This window comes from Nocardia fodinahabitans (genome assembly GCF_052983615.1).
Genome location: NZ_JBRJJC010000001.1, coordinates 174,341 through 188,859 on the forward strand (window position 1 = coordinate 174,341; position 14,519 = coordinate 188,859).

Sequence of the window (14,519 nt, forward strand, 5' to 3'; positions counted from 1 at the left end):
GGGTGACGCGCCCATCGGGATCGGTTGTCGTGCTCGCCGGAGAGGGTCTGGCTGTTCACAGTGGCGCGACCGCACCGGATTTCCACCGGTTTCCTCGACGCCCGCCGAGCATCCCGATCGTACTGGCCGCCCGTCGACCGCAACTTTCCAGCCCGCGGTCCACCGCTGGACCGATGATCACCACGCGCCGGCGGAAGCGAGCGGGCGCTGCACCAGCGCGTGGTGGTCTCGAGCAGAGCCGGCATCGTCGGGGGTTGGTGGCTGCCGGCAGGCTGCTGCCCCCCCATTGCTGCTGCGGTTGCTGTCAGTGGGTCGGACGGCGAGTGGTGTCGTTGGCGGCGATCGCGTCGGCGACCTCGGTGACAGCGGTGCGGATGAGGGCACCGTAGGCGTCGTCCGGGAGAGCGGCCAGGCGTGCGCGGGCCGCGTCGATATGGCGGGTGGCGGCAGCGAAGGCGCCGAGACGGCGGAAATTGTCGGCGAGATTGAGGTGCAGGGACGGGTAGAAGCCGGCGACATTCAGCTCGGCGTGGTGTGCGCGCAGGCGGGTGTCGGTGAGGGCGTCGGCGGCGTCGAGGGCGCGGAATCCCAGACCAGCGCCTCGGCCGGGTCGTCGTAAGTGTCGGCGAGGTAGTGGGCGAGGGTGCAGCGGTGGAGGGGGTCGCCCGTGGGGCCGATGTCGGTCCAGACGTCGAGCAGCGCGGTTCGCGCGCCCTCGGGATCGCCGGAGCGGAAGTCGGTCACGCCCTGGGTGATTCGGGCCATGACAGGGTCGGCAGTGGTCATCGGAGGTCTCCTCGTCGGTCGTGGTCGGTGGAGCGGAGGTCGGGTCGTCGTCGGGCGGCACGGCACGATGTCGCCGTCGCCGACCGAGTGAACGCGGTCGAGCAGATCGCCCGTCGTCACCGGAACGGCACGCCGTCGGCCGCCGGTCGACATGGCATGGCCAGGGTGAGCTGGTCGCCGTCGTCGGCGGAGCGGATGCGGGCGGGCAGGTCCGGGGCGGTGAGATCGAGCATCACGTCGGGTCCGATCGCAGCCGCGACGGCGGGGTACAGGGTGGTGACCGCGAAATGGATCGTCATGCCTGGTCCGGTGACGGTCGCGGGCAGCGGCCGGGGGTTGTCGTCGATCGCGGTCCGCACCTCACCCGCCGGATCGATGTGCAGCGTGATCGTGGGCGAGCCGGACTGTTCGAGCGCATCCAGCACTGCTGTCCTGCTGAGTACCACCCGTGTGGTGACGGCGGGCAGCGCAGCCAGCATTGCCCGGTAGTCGGGGAATTGCTCGGTCGATCGGCGGCAGCGTCGTCGATCCGGGCCACCCACACCGAATTCGCTGCTGCCACCAGGCTCGTCAGCCGCATTCCCACGCTGCCCGGGTCGGCCACCGTTGGCGTACTCCCTAGGTCGGCGACCGTCGGCCCGGGACCCGGGCCGATCAGCGGCTCCCGGTACCTCCGGACGACGGTCACCTCCGGACGCTCCGGGCTCGGGTGCGCCTGCGCGCCCGGCCGGGTCGGCGGCGGCGATGACGACGTGGGTGACGTCCGGGCGGATCGTGACCGTGTGCTCCCGGCGCAGCCAGGACGTGGCCGTGCGGAGATCGTCGGCATCGACGGTGGCCGACCAGTCGACCGCGGACGGGTCGGCCGGGCGCAGGGTGCGGGTGGCCAGGCGGTAGCGGTCGGTGGCGGTGAGGGTCAGTTCCTGGGCGGTCGACTCGAGGTGAATGGTGTTGAGCACCGGCAGGTCCGGGTCGGTGATCGTCGCGGCGGCGATCTGGTCGATGGCGGCCGCGAGCACCGGACCCCGTATCCGCACGATGTCGTCCCCGAACCGCTCCGGCAGCGTGTCGTCAGCCGGCGCGGAGCCGCTCGCCGGAACGCGGCGGTTGGACAGAGCGGGGCCGCTCGCCGGACCGGGGCCGCTCGGCCGAGCGGAACCTGGAGTGGGCGTCGGGCCGAGCGGGGACCGGGCGCCGTGGCCGGGGATCGTGCCGACCCGCACCGCCGACCGGGCCGCGTCGGCGGCCGCGTGGACCGCGCGGAGTCGGCGGTCCAGTTCGGCGAGGTGGTCGTCGACCAGTGCCGCGGCGCGGGCGGGATCGGGTTCGGCGAGGACGGCGACGACCGCGGGAAGCGGCATGTCGGCGGCACGCAGCCGGCGGATCAGCTGGGCCGGGCCGGTCTGGTCGGGTGTGTAGTAGCGGTAGCCGGTGGCCTCGTCGATCACGGCGGGGACGAGGACGCCCGCGTCGGCGTAGAAACGCAGGGCACTGGCGCTCAGGCCGCAGGCGCGGGCGAAGGCGCCGATGGTCAGCAGGTCGGATTCGGGCACCGCGTCATCATCGGGGTTCGAGCTGGTCGAAGGTCAAGCGTCAGTCGCGCGTGGTGCCCACCGCGACCATCTCCGGGGAGCCGGTCCCCAGGTTGCGGTAGACGTTGGCGACCACCATCTGGCCGAGGGCGTTGTTGCCGACACCGCCGATGACGGCGCCGATACCGGCCGGAATCAGGGTGCCGAACAGCAGCAGGGTGCGTTTGACGAGGTAGTTGACGATGAAGCGCTTGGCCGGGGAGTCGGGCATGCTCGCCAAGCCCGGGAGGTGATCGGTGACCACCGAGAGCCACTGTCCGGTCTTGTGTCCGGCGGTCTCGTCGAGCACCTTCGTGCCCGCCTCACCGAGGACGACCTTCGACACCAGATGCTCGCGACGCGGATCGTCGGGGTCGAGGTCGTAGGCCGCGGCCGCGCCGACCGACAGCACCGAGGACGCCTCGAGGAACACGGCGGTGTCGACACCGGTCGCGGCCAGGCTCAGCAGGGTGCCCACCCCGGGCACGGCGGCGGTGAGGCCGACCAGCACACCGCTGGTGGTGACGACGACGAGGTACTGCCGCGACAACCGCTGCAGCGTTTCCACCGGCGCGTCCCCCGGATGCCTGCGCTCGAGCCAGTCGACATAGCGGCCGACGGTCCCGGTCTGGGCGTGCGCGACCTTGTCGAGTGCGGGAACGACACGCTTGTCCACGAATTCACGCAACATGCGGTGACCTCTCCTGTCGGCGAACGCCTGGCGAACGATTCCCGCTCACCCTAGGCGACGCCCACCGGCAATGCCTGACGACGGCGCACGGGTCGGCGGTCGTAGGCTGGACGGATCATGACCAGGAGCACCCCCGATTCCTGCCCCGGTGTCCTGCGCCTGCACCAGGCCGCCGACGGGCCGCTGGCCCGGATCCGCGTCCCCGGCGGCAGACTGGCGCCGGGGCAGCTGCAAGCCCTCGCCGACGCGGCCCGCGAGCTGGGCAACGGCCACCTGGAACTCACCTCCCGCGGCAATATCCAGCTGCGGCGGGTACGCGACGCCGCCGCGCTCGCCGATCGGCTCGGCGCCGCGGGGCTGCTGCCCAGTCGCACGCACGAGCGGGTCCGCAATATCGTGGCGTCACCGCTGTCGGGCCGGGTCGGCGGCTGGGCGGACGTGCACGGACTCGCCGTCGACCTCGACGTGGGCATCCAGGCCGATCCCCGGTTGGCGGACCTGCCCGGCCGGGTGCTGTTCACCCTCGACGACGGCCGCGGCGATGTGAGCACCCTGCGCGGCGACATCGGCATCCAGGCCGTCGGCGCCGACGAGTTCGCCGTCGTGCTCGCGGGCGCCGACACCGGGCTGCGGGTGAGCGCGAGCGAGGCGGTCGAGGTGATGCTCGACGCGGCGCACGGCTTCCTCGACCTGCGCGGCACCGGCGACGACGGGCAATGGCGGCTGCACGAGATCCCCGGCGGCGTCGAGCGGATCACCGAGACGCTGGACCGCTCCCCCGCCGGCGCCCCGCTGGATCTGGGTGCGGCACACGATCTTCCGATCGGCTGGCTGGACCAGGACAACGGCCTGGTCAGCCTCGGCGCCGGGGTGCCCCTCGGCACGCTGCCCGCGCGAACCGCCGAGTTCCTCGCCGCCGTCGAACGACCCGTCTTCGTGACGCCCTGGCGCAGCCTGGTGATCACCGACCTCGACGAGGGGCCCGCCGAGACCGTGGTCCGGGTGCTCGCGCCGATGGGCCTGATCTTCGACGCGCAGTCGCCGTGGCTGCGGGTCAGCGCGTGCGCGGGGCGACCCGGCTGCGCGAAGTCGCTCACCGATGTGCGCGCCGATCTCGCGGCCGCGGTCGAGAGCGAGCGCGTCCGGCCGGGCACGCCGGCACCCGCGCATGTCGTGGTCCCGGCCGAGGACGTCGCGGTGGCGGGCCGCCAGCACTGGTCCGGCTGCGACCGCCGCTGCGGCCGCCCGACCGGACCGGTCACCGATGTCGTCGCCACCCCCGACGGCTACCGCGTCGACACCCACTGACGTTCTCCCCCGGCGAAATTCGATCGACCCGACCACCGCGCTCGACGCCGACCGGGTCGGGCTGTTCGGTGAGGTGTACGGCGCCGGCGTGCAGGACCTGCACTACGGCGGCGCTGCCGGCGCTGGCCGAGGGCACCGAGACCGTCGGCGGCGCGGGCACCAATATCCGGGAGGGCCTGGTGGTCCGGCCCGCGACCGAGCGGCCGTCGGCGGTCCTCGGCGGACGGGCGATCGGCAAGGTCGTCTCCGACGCGTACCTACTGCGCGACGGTGGCACCGAATTCCAGTGACCGTCACCGTCAGGGTGACCATCACCCCGACCACCAGCCACATCCCGCGGAGATGTGGTGCCGGCCAGGTCGGGGCCAGCGCGGAAGCGGCCGGCACAGCAAACAAGCGGGGTGTTACCCGGCGGTCGTGTCGCGGCGCGTGTGCAGCTCCAGCACACAGCACTTCACGCCGCCGCCGCCCTTGCGCAGTTCGGACATGTCGACCGGCACGGGCGCGAACCCGCGCTCCCGGAGAGCGGCGACGAGTCCGGTCGCGCCGGGGTCGAGGAAGACGTGGTGACCGTCGCTGACACCGTTGAGGCCGAACGACAGCGCGTCGTTCTCGTCGGCCAGGATCGCGTCCGGGTACAGCGCGGCCAGCACATCGCGGGCGGCCGGGCCGAACGCGGCCGGATAGTAGGCGATGGTGGTGTCGTCGAGGACCATCAGCGCGGTGTCGAGGTGATAGAAGCGCGGATCGACGAGTTCCAGCGACACCACCGGCAGCGCGAAGTACCGCTCGACCTCGGCATGGGCGGACAGCGAACAGCGGAAGCCGACACCGGCCAGGATCCGCTGCCCGGCGAAGGCGAAATCGCCCTCGCCCTCGTTGGTCTCGGACGCCGGGGCGAGCGCGCGCAGTTCCCTGGCCGCGAACCAGCTGTGGAACGCCGGGCCCTCCGCCGCCCGTTCGGGGCGGGCGAACCGGGCCGAGAGCGCGTGCCCGCCGATCACGATCCCGCTGTTGGCGGCGAACACCATGTCGGGCAGGCCCGGTTCGCCGGGCACCGTCTCCACCGTGTGCCCGTGGTCCTCGAGCACCGCCCGCAGGATCTCCCACTGAGCCAGGGCGCGCGCCCGGTCCACGGGGGCGGCGGGGTCCATCCACGGATTGATCGCGTAGGCGACCTCGAAGTGGTCGGGCCTGCACATGACATAGCGGCGCGGGGTGGCGACCCGCGCGGGCGCCGGGGCGACCCGCGCGGAGGTGGTGGCGCGAAGAGGGGCTGCGGCGGTCATCAGGGCTCCCGGTGGCTGCGCGGATCGAGGTGTTCCTACGAAGGTAAATGTGTGCGCGTTGCACGGGGAACACCGATTCATTGCGCATTCCGGTGCCAAAATGGAGAAATCTTGCGTTCCATCGCCGAAGGAGTGACGTGGACGATATCGATCGCCGCATCCTGTCCGTGCTGCTCACCCACGCGCGCGCCTCGTTCCAGGAGATCGGCGCGGTGGTCGGGCTGTCGGCACCCGCGGTGAAGCGGCGGGTGGACAAGATGGTGGCCAGCGGGCAGATCACCGGGTTCACCGCGCAGGTGAATCCCGCGGCGCTGGGCTGGACGACCGAGGCGTACGTGGAGGTCTACTACCGCGACAACATCTCCCCCGCCGAGCTGCGGCGCACCCTGGAACCGATTCCGCAGGTCGTCGGCGTGTGGACGATCGCGGGCGAGGCCGACGCGCTGGTCCACGTGATGGCCACCGATATGGCCGAGATCGAGGTGACGGTCGAGCGGATCAGGGAGAACGCGCGCGTCGGCCGCACCCGCAGCTCGCTGGTGATGTCGCGTATTCTCGAGCGGCCACGCACCTGAGACACCGCGACGGAAACGCCGCCGGACACAGGTTCTAGGGTTGTCCGCATGTCCGATGTGCGTACCAGCTACCTCACCGACGGGGCCGAGATCTATCGGCGCTCGTTCGCGACGATCCGCGCCGAAGCCGACCTGGCCGGTTTCCCCGCCGATGTCGAGCGGGTCGCGGTGCGCATGATCCACGGCTGCGGTCAGGTCGACCTGGCCGGCGACATCGCCTACTCCCCCGGCGTGGTCGCCGCCGCGCGCGCCGCGCTGCACGCGGGCAAGCCGATCATCTGCGACGCGAACATGGTCGCCGCGGGCGTCACCCGCAAGCGCCTGCCCGCCGACAACGCGGTGCTGTGCAACCTGACCGACCCGCGGGTGCCCGCGCTCGCCGCCGAACTGGGCAACACCAGGTCGGTGGCCGCGCTGGAACTGCTGCGCGATCAGCTCGACGGCGCCGTGGTCGCCATCGGCAACGCCCCCACCGCGCTGTTCCACCTGCTCGACATGCTCGACGCGGGCGCGCCGACGCCCGCCGCGATCATCGGCATCCCGGTCGGCTTCATCGGCGCCGCCGAATCCAAGCAGGCGCTGATCGACTTCGGCGGGGTCGAGTACCTCACCGTGCGTGGCCGCCGCGGCGGCAGCGCGATCACCGCGTCGGCCCTCAACGCGATCGCGAGTGAACAGGAATGAGCGAGCTCGAGCTCAGCACCGGCAAACTGTGGGGCATCGGCCTGGGCCCCGGCGATCCGGAACTGGTGACGGTGAAGGCGGCCCGCCTGATCACCGCCGCCGACGTGGTGGCCTTCCACAGCGCCCGGCACGGGCGCAGCATCTCGCGCGCCATCGCGGAGCCGTACCTGCGCGCGGGGCAGATCGAGGAGCACCTGGTCTACCCGGTGACCACCGAGACCACCGATCATCCCGGTGGCTACCAGGGCGCGATCGACGAGTTCTACGAGCAGGCCGCCGCCCGGCTGGCCGTCCACCTGGCGGCCGGGCGCTCCATCGCCCTGCTGGCCGCCGGTGACCCGCTGTTCTACAGCTCCTACATGCACATGCACCGCCGCCTGGCCGACCGGTTCGAGGCCGAGATCGTCCCCGGCATCACCTCCGTCAGCGCGGCCTCGGCGGCGCTGGGCACGCCGCTGGTCGAGGGCGAGCAGGTACTCACCGTGCTCCCGGGCACCATGCCCGTCGAGGAGCTCACCCGCCGCCTGCGCGACACCGACGCCGCGGCGATCATGAAGCTCGGCCGCACCTATCCCGGTGTGCGCCAGGCACTCTCGGACTCCGGGCGACTCGACGACGCCTACTACGTCGAGCGGGCCAGCAGCACCCGGGAACGGGTCATGCCCGCCGCCGATGTCGACGAAGCCGACGTGCCCTACTTCGCGATCACCCTGGTGCCCGGCCCGACACCGACGACGCCGATCGTCGCCCGCGACAAGACCGCGCCGAGCAGCGCCGACGACGACGACGAATCCCATGCCGCCCCGGTGGCACCGGGCGAAGTCGTGGTGGTCGGGCTCGGCCCCGGCGACACCGCGTGGACGACGCCGGAGGTCACCGCCGCCCTGGCCGAGGCCACCGATCTCGTCGGCTACACCACCTACATCGACCGCGTCCCCGCCCGGCCGGGTCAGCGCAGGCACGCCAGCGACAACAAGGTCGAATCCGAACGGGCCGCCATGGCACTGGATCTGGCCAAGCGGGGCGCGAAGGTCGCGGTGGTGTCCTCGGGCGATCCCGGCGTGTTCGCGATGGCCGCCGCGGTGCTCGAGGTATCGGCCGAGCCGCAGTTCGAGCGGGTGCCGGTGCGGGTGCTGCCGGGGCTCACCGCGGCCAACGCGGTGGCCAGCCGGGTGGGCGCGCCGCTCGGGCACGACTACGCGATGATCTCGCTCTCGGACCGGCTCAAGCCGTGGGACGTTGTCGCCCAGCGTCTTTCGGCCGTCGCGGCCGCCGACATGGCGATCGCGATCTACAACCCGGCCTCGTCGCAGCGCCGCTGGCAGGTGGGCGCCATGCGCGATGTGCTGCTGGCACACCGGGCGCCGGAGACGCCGGTGGTGCTCGGCCGCGATGTCGGCGGGCCGACCGAGTCGGTCCGGGTGATCACCCTGGGCGACCTCGATCCGGACGAGGTCGACATGCGGACGCTGCTGATCATCGGCTCGTCCACCACCGCCGCGTTCGAGACCAGCGAGGGCACCCGCGTGTTCACCTCCCGGCGCTACGGCACGACCGTTTAGCTCACGGCCTCCGCCACGAGGACACCCGCGAGGTCAGCCACATCCCGGGCGTCCGGTGGCACACTGGGGTGCGGCGGGCTCGTCCCGCCATGGCACAAGCGTGACATCTCGTTTCCTGGTTCGATTCCCCAACGCGTCCTCGTGGACGATGAAAGGACTCACCACGATGAGAGTTCAGCACCACGCACGTCGCACCTCCCGCTCCACTTCCGTACGCCGCGCGCTGGCGACCGGGCTGACCGCGGTGGCACTGGCCGCGCCGGTCGCGGCCCTGGTCGTCCCGGCCACCGCGTCGGCTCAACCGGCGCCACCGGCCCCCAGCGCTCCCGCGGCGCCCGGGGCCCCCGCGGCACCGGGTGAACCCGCGGCCCCCGGCGCGCCCGCGGCACCGGGCCTGCCAGGCCTCCCTGGTCTGCCCGGTGCGCCCGCGGCACCGATCGCGGAGTCCCTCACGCTGGCGGTCACGAACGCCGACGGGGCGAGCTTCGCGGTCACCGTCGACGCGGCGGCTCCGGTCGACACGCTGAAGACGCTCATCGAGGAGCAGACCGGTATCCCCGTCGAGCAGCAGCGGCTGCTGATCGACGGGGACGTCGAGCTCGTCGACGGCACCTCGCTCGCGCAGTACCAGCTCGGCGACGGCGACACCGTCACCCTCGCCCTGCGCTGATCGAGCCGCGCGGCGGTGACCCGCCCCGTGGGTCACCGCCGTACCGGCGAACACACCGCAACACCCGTGGTCTTGGTGGACAGCGCACCCAGGCGTAACATTCCACTTAGGAATGTCGTTCGAAGGGAGTTGACCGTTGACCGATACCGCGACTCGACGCCGCCCGCTGAACTCCACCGCGGCCTCGCTACTGGGGTTCCTGCACGAGGGCCCGATGTCGGGCTGGGACCTCGCCACCCAGGCCCAGCAACGGATCGGCGACTTCTGGACGATCACCCAGAGCCAGGTGTATCGCGAGCTGACCACCATGGACGCCGCCGGCCTGGTGACCAAGGGCGAACGGGGCGCCAGGGAGCGCACGCCCTACCGGATCACCGACACCGGACGCGACGCCTTCGCCGAGTGGATCGCCCGCGACCCCGGCGCCGAGACGATCCGGGTGCCGCTGCTGCTCACGCTGTCCTTCGGCGAACACCTCGACCCCGCGCATCGCGATCGGATCATCGCCGCCAACAAGAACATCCACCAGGATCGGCTCGACCGCTACCTCGACGAGGACCCGACCGGGCTCGCCCCGCACCAGCGCGCCACCCTCGAATTCGGCATCGCCTACGAGCGGGCCGTGCTGCACTGGTTCGACCAGCTCCCGCGCATCTTCACCGGGCCGCGACCGCAGTGAGCGCCTCAGCGCACCCGGTGTGACGCGGCGTCGTGCAGCCAGTCCACGGCGTCGCCGACCTCCTCGACCGTCACCGCGCCGGCAGGCAGCGCGGGGCGATCGATCATCACCACGGGCAGGCCCGCGGTGCGGGCCGCGAAGATCTTCGCCTCGGTCTGCTCACCACCACTGTTCTTGGTGACCAGCACGTCGATCCGGTGCCGTGACATCAGCACCAGCTCGTCGTCGAAGGTGAACGGTCCCCGGGCCAGCAGCAGTTCGTAGCGCGGCGGCAGGGGTGCGGCCGGTGCGTCGATCGAGCGGACGACGAACCGGTGCCGCCCGCAGCCGGCGAACGCGCCGACGCCCTGTCGGCCGATGGTGAGCAGGACCTGCTCGCCGTGCCCGGCCAGGGCGGCGGCCGCCGACGCCAGATCGGGCACCCGCGTCCACAGGTCACCGCGGCGCTGGACCCATTCGGGACGCCGCAGATGCAGGGCGGGGATGCCGAGATCGTTCGCGGCGGTCGCCGCATGCGAGCTGACCTGCGCCGCGAAGGGATGGGTCGCGTCCACAACGGCGTCGATCGCGTTCTCGCGCAGCCAGGTTCGGAGGCCCTCGACACCACCGAACCCACCTACCCGGACCGGACCGACGGGCAGCCGCGGCTGTGCGACCCGCCCGGCGAGCGAGGACACGATGTCGAGTCCCCGTTCACCGGACGCGATCCGCGCCAGCTCCCGGGCCTCGCCCGTGCCGCCGAGGATCAGGACCCTCAGGACTGCCCGCTGACGTCGCCCGAACCCGCATCAACCGGCGACCGGTCCGCGTGTGCGGTGAACTTCGTGTACTTCATGTGACTCCCCATCATGGAAAAAATCGAACCGGCGGGATTTACCCGGAACGGCCACGACCCTACCCCCGAGCCACGCTTCTTACACGTTCGGTTCGTAACTTTCATGGCATCAGGACCCAGCATGAACGATTTCACCGTGATCTGCGCGTGATTTGTCCGTGATCGAACAATCGCGGTCGTGCGGCGCTAACCAGCGGGTTTTGTGACGATCCACTGGGCGACCGGGAGGTGCGGCCGCCACGCGGTGAACCCGCCGAGCGGTTCACCCCGGTAGATCTGGAATTTCCGCAGTGCGCCGCCGTGGGTGGCGGTCCAGTCCAGCAGCTGCGCTTCCGATTCCGCGGTGACCGCGTTGGCGACCAGGCGACCGCCCGGACGCAGCCGCCGCCAGCACTCGTCGAACACGCCGTCCTGGGTGAGCCCGCCGCCGAGAAATATCGCGTCCGGCGCCGGGAATTCCCGCTCGGCAAACTCCGAGCGCACCTCGCCCCTGACCGTTATTCCGGGAACGCCGAGCGCGGCGGCATTGCCGGCGATCTGTGCGCGGCGCGCGGGCAGCCGTTCGAAGGTGACGGCACGGCACAGCGGATGAGTGCGACACCATTCGATCGCGATACTGCCGGATCCGCCGCCGACATCCCACAGCGTCTCGCCGGGCGCCGGGGCCAGTGCGGTGACCGTCAAGGCCCGGACCTCGGCTTTGGTGAGCTGGCCGTCGCCGGTGAAGGCGGTGTCGGCCAGGCCGGGCAGGCGGGTGTCGCGGCGGGCACCGGGGTCGGCGACGCACTCGATCGCGACGACATTGAGCGGGTCGCCGTGCGGGTGGGCCCAGCGCGCCGCAGTGCCGATGCGCCGGCGTTCGGCGGGCCCGCCCAGCTGTTCGAGCACGGTGAGCGCGGATGCGCCGAACCCGTTGTCGCGCAACAGTCGAGCCAGTAGGAGTGGCGTGGACTCGTCTTCGCTGAGCACCAGCAGCCTACGGCCGTCGGCCAGTTCGGGCAGCACCGTGGGCAACGGGCGGGCAACCACGCTCACCACCGGCACCTCGGCCAGCGGCCAGCCCAGCCGCGCGCACGCCAGCGACGCCGAGGACGGCTGCGGGAACACCCGCAGCGTCTGCGCGCCGAAGCGGCGGGCCAGGGTGACGCCGATGCCGTAGAACATGGGGTCGCCGCTGGCCAGCACCCCGATGCGCCGATCGGCGTTGCGCGCGAACAACTCCGGCAGGGCGGGCAGCAGCGGGCTCGGCCACGGCACCGCTTCGGCCGCGCCCGGCGGGAGCAGGGCCAGCTGACGCGGCGAACCGAAGACGACCTCGCACGCGCCGAGGGCGGTGCGCGCCGTCTCGCCGAGCCCGGACCAGCCGTCGGCGCCGATCCCGACAACAACGATCGGGGGACCCGCCCAGGCCGCGTCGGTCACCGCGGCATCCGGCGCCACACGAACTGCGGCATCAGCCGCATCACGAAGAACATCACCGCGAGCCGGCCGGGCACCGCGACGCGGGCCTTGCCCTTGCCCAGGGCGCGGACGACGGCGTCGGCGACCTGGCCGGGTGTGCTCGCCATCGGCGCCGGCTCCATGCCGGTGGTCATCCGGCCGATCACGAAGCCCGACCGGACCAGCAGCAGCTGGACGCCGGTGTCGTGCAGGGCGTCACCGAGACCGCTCGCGAAACCGTCGAGTCCCGCTTTCGCCGAACCGTAGACATAGTTGGCGCGGCGCACCCGCACCCCGGCGATCGAGCTGAACACGACGATCTGCCCGGAGTTCTGTGCCCGCAGCAGCGTCGCGAGTGTCGTCAAGACGCTGACCTGGGCGACGTAGTCGGTGTGCACGACCGCGACCGCGTGCGCCGGATCCTGTTCGGCGCGCGCCTGATCGCCGAGCACGCCGAAGGCCACGACCGCGGTGCCGATGCCGCCGTGTTCGGCGGCGATCTTCTCCAGCAGGGGGGCGTGGGTGGCGGTGTCGTCGGCGTCGAATTCCACGGTGTGCACGGCGGTCGCGCCCGCCGCGCGCACCTGCTCGATCTCGGCGTCCAGCGCGTCGGACCGGCGGGCGGCCAGGATCACCACCCGTCCGGGCGCCAGCCGGCGCGCCACCTCGACGCCGATCTCACTGCGCCCGCCCAGGACCAGCACGGGTCCCTCGTTCTGCTGCTTTGCCATGGGCTCAGTCTGTCATCCGCCGCCGCGCGGGGAAATCGGGTGGCGAGGGCCGAAACCCGCGGAGCCCGACGCCGATCGCCCCGGCTACCGTTTCCTGCATGCCGACCGCCACGACACAGCTCTCCCCCGCCGCGCTCGACTTCGTCACCGAGCGGCACCTGGCCACCCTGACGACCCTGCGCGCCGACGGCACACCGCATGTCGTCGCGGTGGGCTTCACCTGGGATCCCGAGAGCGGGATCGCCCGCGTCATCACCGACGGCGCCTCGGTGAAGGCCCGCAACGCGGCTCGCGGCGGGTACGCGGCGGTGAGTCAGGTCGAGGGGCCACGCTGGCTCACCCTCGAGGGACCTGCCACCGTGCTCACCGAGGCCGACGACGTGGCCGAAGCGGTACGCCGCTACACCGCCCGCTACCGGGTGCCGCGGGAGAACCCGACGCGGGTCGTCGTCGCGATCCAGGTACGCCGGGTGCTGTCGTCGAGCACCCTGGCATAGGCCGGTTGCCTACAGGACCGTCAGACCGTGCGGGCGGTTGTTCATCGACTCGGCGCCGTCGGCGGTGACGACCACGATGTCCTCGATCCGGGCGCCCCACTTCCCGCGGAAGTAGATGCCGGGTTCGATGCTGAACGCCATGCCCGGCTCGAGCACCAGATCGTTGCCCGCCACGATGTAGGGCTCCTCGTGCACCGACAGGCCGATGCCGTGGCCGGTGCGGTGCACGAAGGCGTCGCCGAGGCCCGCGTCGGCCAGCACGGTGCGCGCGGCGGCGTCGATGGACTCCGCGGTCACCCCGGGGCGTACGGCGGCCACCGCGGCGGCCTGGGCGGCCTCGAGCAAGGCCATCTGGTCGGCGACCTGCTTGCTCGGCGACCCGAGCACGTAGGTGCGGGTGGAGTCGGAGAAGTAGCCGGGTTCGACGGGACCGCCGATGTCGATGACGACGACGTCACCGGATTCGATCACCCGGTCGGAGACCCCGTGGTGCGGGTCGGCGCCGTGCGGGCCGCTGCCGACGATGACGAACGCCGCCTCGGTGTGACCCTCTTCGACGATGGCGGCGGCGATGTCGGCGCCCACCTCGGCCTCGGTCCGGCCGGGCCGCAGGAATTCGCTCATCCTGGCGTGCACCCGGTCGATGGCGGCGCCCGCCCGGCGCAGTGCCTCGATCTCGGCCTCGTCCTTGATCATCCGCGACTGCCGCAGCACCGGGGTCGCCGAGGCGGGCAGGCCGGAGGTCGATTCGGCGAGCGGAATCAGGTGCAGGGCGGGCATGGCGTCGGCGACGGCGATGCGCGAGCCGGCGTGCAGGGTCGAGCGCACCAGCTGATACGGGTCGACGCCGTCGACCCAGTCCAGGATCTGCAGGCCGAGTTCGCCCGCGGCCGACCCGTCGAGCGAGGCCAGCTCGAGTTTGGGGATCACCACCGAGGGCGTCGAGCCGTCGGCGGGAATCACCAGGCAGGTGAGCCGTTCGAAGGATTCGGCGGCCGATCCGATGAGGTACCGCAGATCGGGGCCGGGGGTGATGAGCAGTGCGTCCAGATGCGCCGCGCGCATCAGTTCGACCGCCCGCTCCAGCCGCTGACCGTAGACATTCGCCGCGAACCTGGCATCCGTGTGCGCGCTCATAGGGTCCGACGTTACCCGCCGCGAGCGCACCGGCCCAGGACGGAGTGACCACCCGCGCACCGGA

At 72.0% G+C, this 14,519-nt stretch carries 15 protein-coding genes, 1 pseudogene and 1 riboswitch; of the genes and pseudogenes, 8 read left to right on the top strand and 8 right to left on the bottom strand.

Features of this window, described 5'->3' with window-relative positions:
* Positions 1-21 precede the first annotated feature (21 nt).
* Positions 22-150, bottom strand: a riboswitch (cobalamin riboswitch).
* A 154-nt stretch (positions 151-304) separates the two neighbouring features.
* The 3 genes and pseudogenes from NV348_RS00820 to NV348_RS00830 all read right to left on the bottom strand — a co-directional run bounded on the left by NV348_RS00820 (position 305) and on the right by NV348_RS00830 (position 3,048).
* Positions 305-786 (bottom strand): annotated as a pseudogene (locus NV348_RS00820) (hypothetical protein).
* A gap of 116 nt (positions 787-902) precedes the next feature.
* On the bottom strand, positions 903-2,339 hold the full coding sequence (locus tag NV348_RS00825; protein WP_447145202.1) for a DNA polymerase III subunit beta family protein: 1,437 nt from the start codon (positions 2,337-2,339) through the stop codon (positions 903-905).
* A gap of 40 nt (positions 2,340-2,379) precedes the next feature.
* The gene (locus NV348_RS00830; protein WP_447145203.1) at positions 2,380-3,048 is read right to left on the bottom strand and encodes a hypothetical protein; all 669 of its coding nucleotides are present in this window, start codon (positions 3,046-3,048) and stop codon (positions 2,380-2,382) included.
* A gap of 117 nt (positions 3,049-3,165) precedes the next feature.
* Between NV348_RS00830 and cobG the strand changes: the two genes are divergently transcribed.
* The gene (gene cobG, locus NV348_RS00835; protein WP_447145204.1) at positions 3,166-4,356 is read left to right on the top strand and encodes a precorrin-3B synthase; all 1,191 of its coding nucleotides are present in this window, start codon (positions 3,166-3,168) and stop codon (positions 4,354-4,356) included.
* A gap of 68 nt (positions 4,357-4,424) precedes the next feature.
* Positions 4,425-4,646, top strand: coding sequence for an RNA ligase family protein (locus NV348_RS00840; RefSeq protein WP_447145205.1), 222 nt, complete (start codon positions 4,425-4,427; stop codon positions 4,644-4,646).
* Positions 4,647-4,760: 114 nt separating this feature from the next.
* Here the strand turns inward: NV348_RS00840 and ddaH are convergent, their stop codons facing one another.
* A complete protein-coding gene (gene ddaH, locus NV348_RS00845; RefSeq protein ID WP_447145206.1) occupies positions 4,761-5,645 on the bottom strand; it encodes a dimethylargininase in 885 nt (294 codons plus the stop codon).
* Between the two features lie 137 nt (positions 5,646-5,782).
* On the opposite strand from ddaH, the gene NV348_RS00850 reads away from it, so the two are divergent.
* The 5 genes from NV348_RS00850 (at position 5,783) to NV348_RS00870 (ending at position 9,815) form a co-directional block, all read left to right on the top strand.
* Positions 5,783-6,220 (top strand): Lrp/AsnC family transcriptional regulator, encoded by a 438-nt coding sequence (locus tag NV348_RS00850; RefSeq protein ID WP_218718291.1) that lies wholly within the window; start codon positions 5,783-5,785, stop codon positions 6,218-6,220.
* Between the two features lie 48 nt (positions 6,221-6,268).
* Positions 6,269-6,904 carry a precorrin-8X methylmutase gene (locus NV348_RS00855; RefSeq protein ID WP_447145207.1) on the top strand — a complete coding sequence of 212 codons (636 nt, stop codon included), beginning with the start codon at positions 6,269-6,271 and terminating at the stop codon, positions 6,902-6,904.
* On the top strand, positions 6,901-8,466 hold the full coding sequence (locus NV348_RS00860) for a precorrin-2 C(20)-methyltransferase (protein ID WP_447145208.1): 1,566 nt from the start codon (positions 6,901-6,903) through the stop codon (positions 8,464-8,466). The genes NV348_RS00855 and NV348_RS00860 overlap by 4 nt, the downstream gene beginning before the upstream one ends.
* Before the next feature lie 166 nt (positions 8,467-8,632).
* Positions 8,633-9,136 (top strand): ubiquitin-like domain-containing protein, encoded by a 504-nt coding sequence (locus tag NV348_RS00865; RefSeq protein WP_447145209.1) that lies wholly within the window; start codon positions 8,633-8,635, stop codon positions 9,134-9,136.
* 136 nt (positions 9,137-9,272) lie between these two features.
* Positions 9,273-9,815: a PadR family transcriptional regulator gene (locus tag NV348_RS00870; RefSeq protein ID WP_447145210.1), complete on the top strand. Its 543-nt coding sequence runs from the start codon at positions 9,273-9,275 to the stop codon at positions 9,813-9,815.
* 5 nt (positions 9,816-9,820) lie between these two features.
* Here the strand turns inward: NV348_RS00870 and NV348_RS00875 are convergent, their stop codons facing one another.
* The 3 genes from NV348_RS00875 to dprE2 all read right to left on the bottom strand — a co-directional run bounded on the left by NV348_RS00875 (position 9,821) and on the right by dprE2 (position 12,821).
* Positions 9,821-10,573, bottom strand: coding sequence for a cobalt-precorrin-6A reductase (locus tag NV348_RS00875; protein ID WP_447150896.1), 753 nt, complete (start codon positions 10,571-10,573; stop codon positions 9,821-9,823).
* Between the two features lie 263 nt (positions 10,574-10,836).
* Positions 10,837-12,090, bottom strand: coding sequence for a precorrin-6y C5,15-methyltransferase (decarboxylating) subunit CbiE (gene cbiE / locus NV348_RS00880; protein ID WP_447145211.1), 1,254 nt, complete (start codon positions 12,088-12,090; stop codon positions 10,837-10,839).
* Complete coding sequence (gene dprE2, locus NV348_RS00885; protein WP_447145212.1) at positions 12,069-12,821, bottom strand: decaprenylphospho-beta-D-erythro-pentofuranosid-2-ulose 2-reductase; 753 nt, start codon at positions 12,819-12,821, stop codon at positions 12,069-12,071. Before dprE2 ends, cbiE begins: the two co-directional genes overlap by 22 nt.
* A 98-nt stretch (positions 12,822-12,919) precedes the next feature.
* Between dprE2 and NV348_RS00890 the strand changes: the two genes are divergently transcribed.
* Positions 12,920-13,318, top strand: a complete 399-nt coding sequence (locus NV348_RS00890) for a TIGR03618 family F420-dependent PPOX class oxidoreductase (RefSeq protein WP_447145213.1) — start codon at positions 12,920-12,922, stop codon at positions 13,316-13,318.
* A gap of 9 nt (positions 13,319-13,327) precedes the next feature.
* Here NV348_RS00890 and NV348_RS00895 read toward each other — a convergent pair whose 3' ends face one another.
* Positions 13,328-14,455: a M24 family metallopeptidase gene (locus NV348_RS00895; protein WP_447145214.1), complete on the bottom strand. Its 1,128-nt coding sequence runs from the start codon at positions 14,453-14,455 to the stop codon at positions 13,328-13,330.
* Positions 14,456-14,519: the final 64 nt, after the last annotated feature.

Coding starts and splice junctions, on each gene's coding strand:
- NV348_RS00855 (WP_447145207.1), top strand. CDS start 6,269: ATGTCCGATGTGCGTACCAGCTACCTCACCGACGGGGCCGAGATCTAT.
- NV348_RS00860 (WP_447145208.1), top strand. CDS start 6,901: ATGAGCGAGCTCGAGCTCAGCACCGGCAAACTGTGGGGCATCGGCCTG.
- NV348_RS00895 (WP_447145214.1), bottom strand. CDS start 14,455: ATGAGCGCGCACACGGATGCCAGGTTCGCGGCGAATGTCTACGGTCAG.
- NV348_RS00890 (WP_447145213.1), top strand. CDS start 12,920: ATGCCGACCGCCACGACACAGCTCTCCCCCGCCGCGCTCGACTTCGTC.
- NV348_RS00830 (WP_447145203.1), bottom strand. CDS start 3,048: ATGTTGCGTGAATTCGTGGACAAGCGTGTCGTTCCCGCACTCGACAAG.
- NV348_RS00865 (WP_447145209.1), top strand. CDS start 8,633: ATGAGAGTTCAGCACCACGCACGTCGCACCTCCCGCTCCACTTCCGTA.
- dprE2 (WP_447145212.1), bottom strand. CDS start 12,821: ATGGCAAAGCAGCAGAACGAGGGACCCGTGCTGGTCCTGGGCGGGCGC.
- ddaH (WP_447145206.1), bottom strand. CDS start 5,645: ATGACCGCCGCAGCCCCTCTTCGCGCCACCACCTCCGCGCGGGTCGCC.
- cobG (WP_447145204.1), top strand. CDS start 3,166: ATGACCAGGAGCACCCCCGATTCCTGCCCCGGTGTCCTGCGCCTGCAC.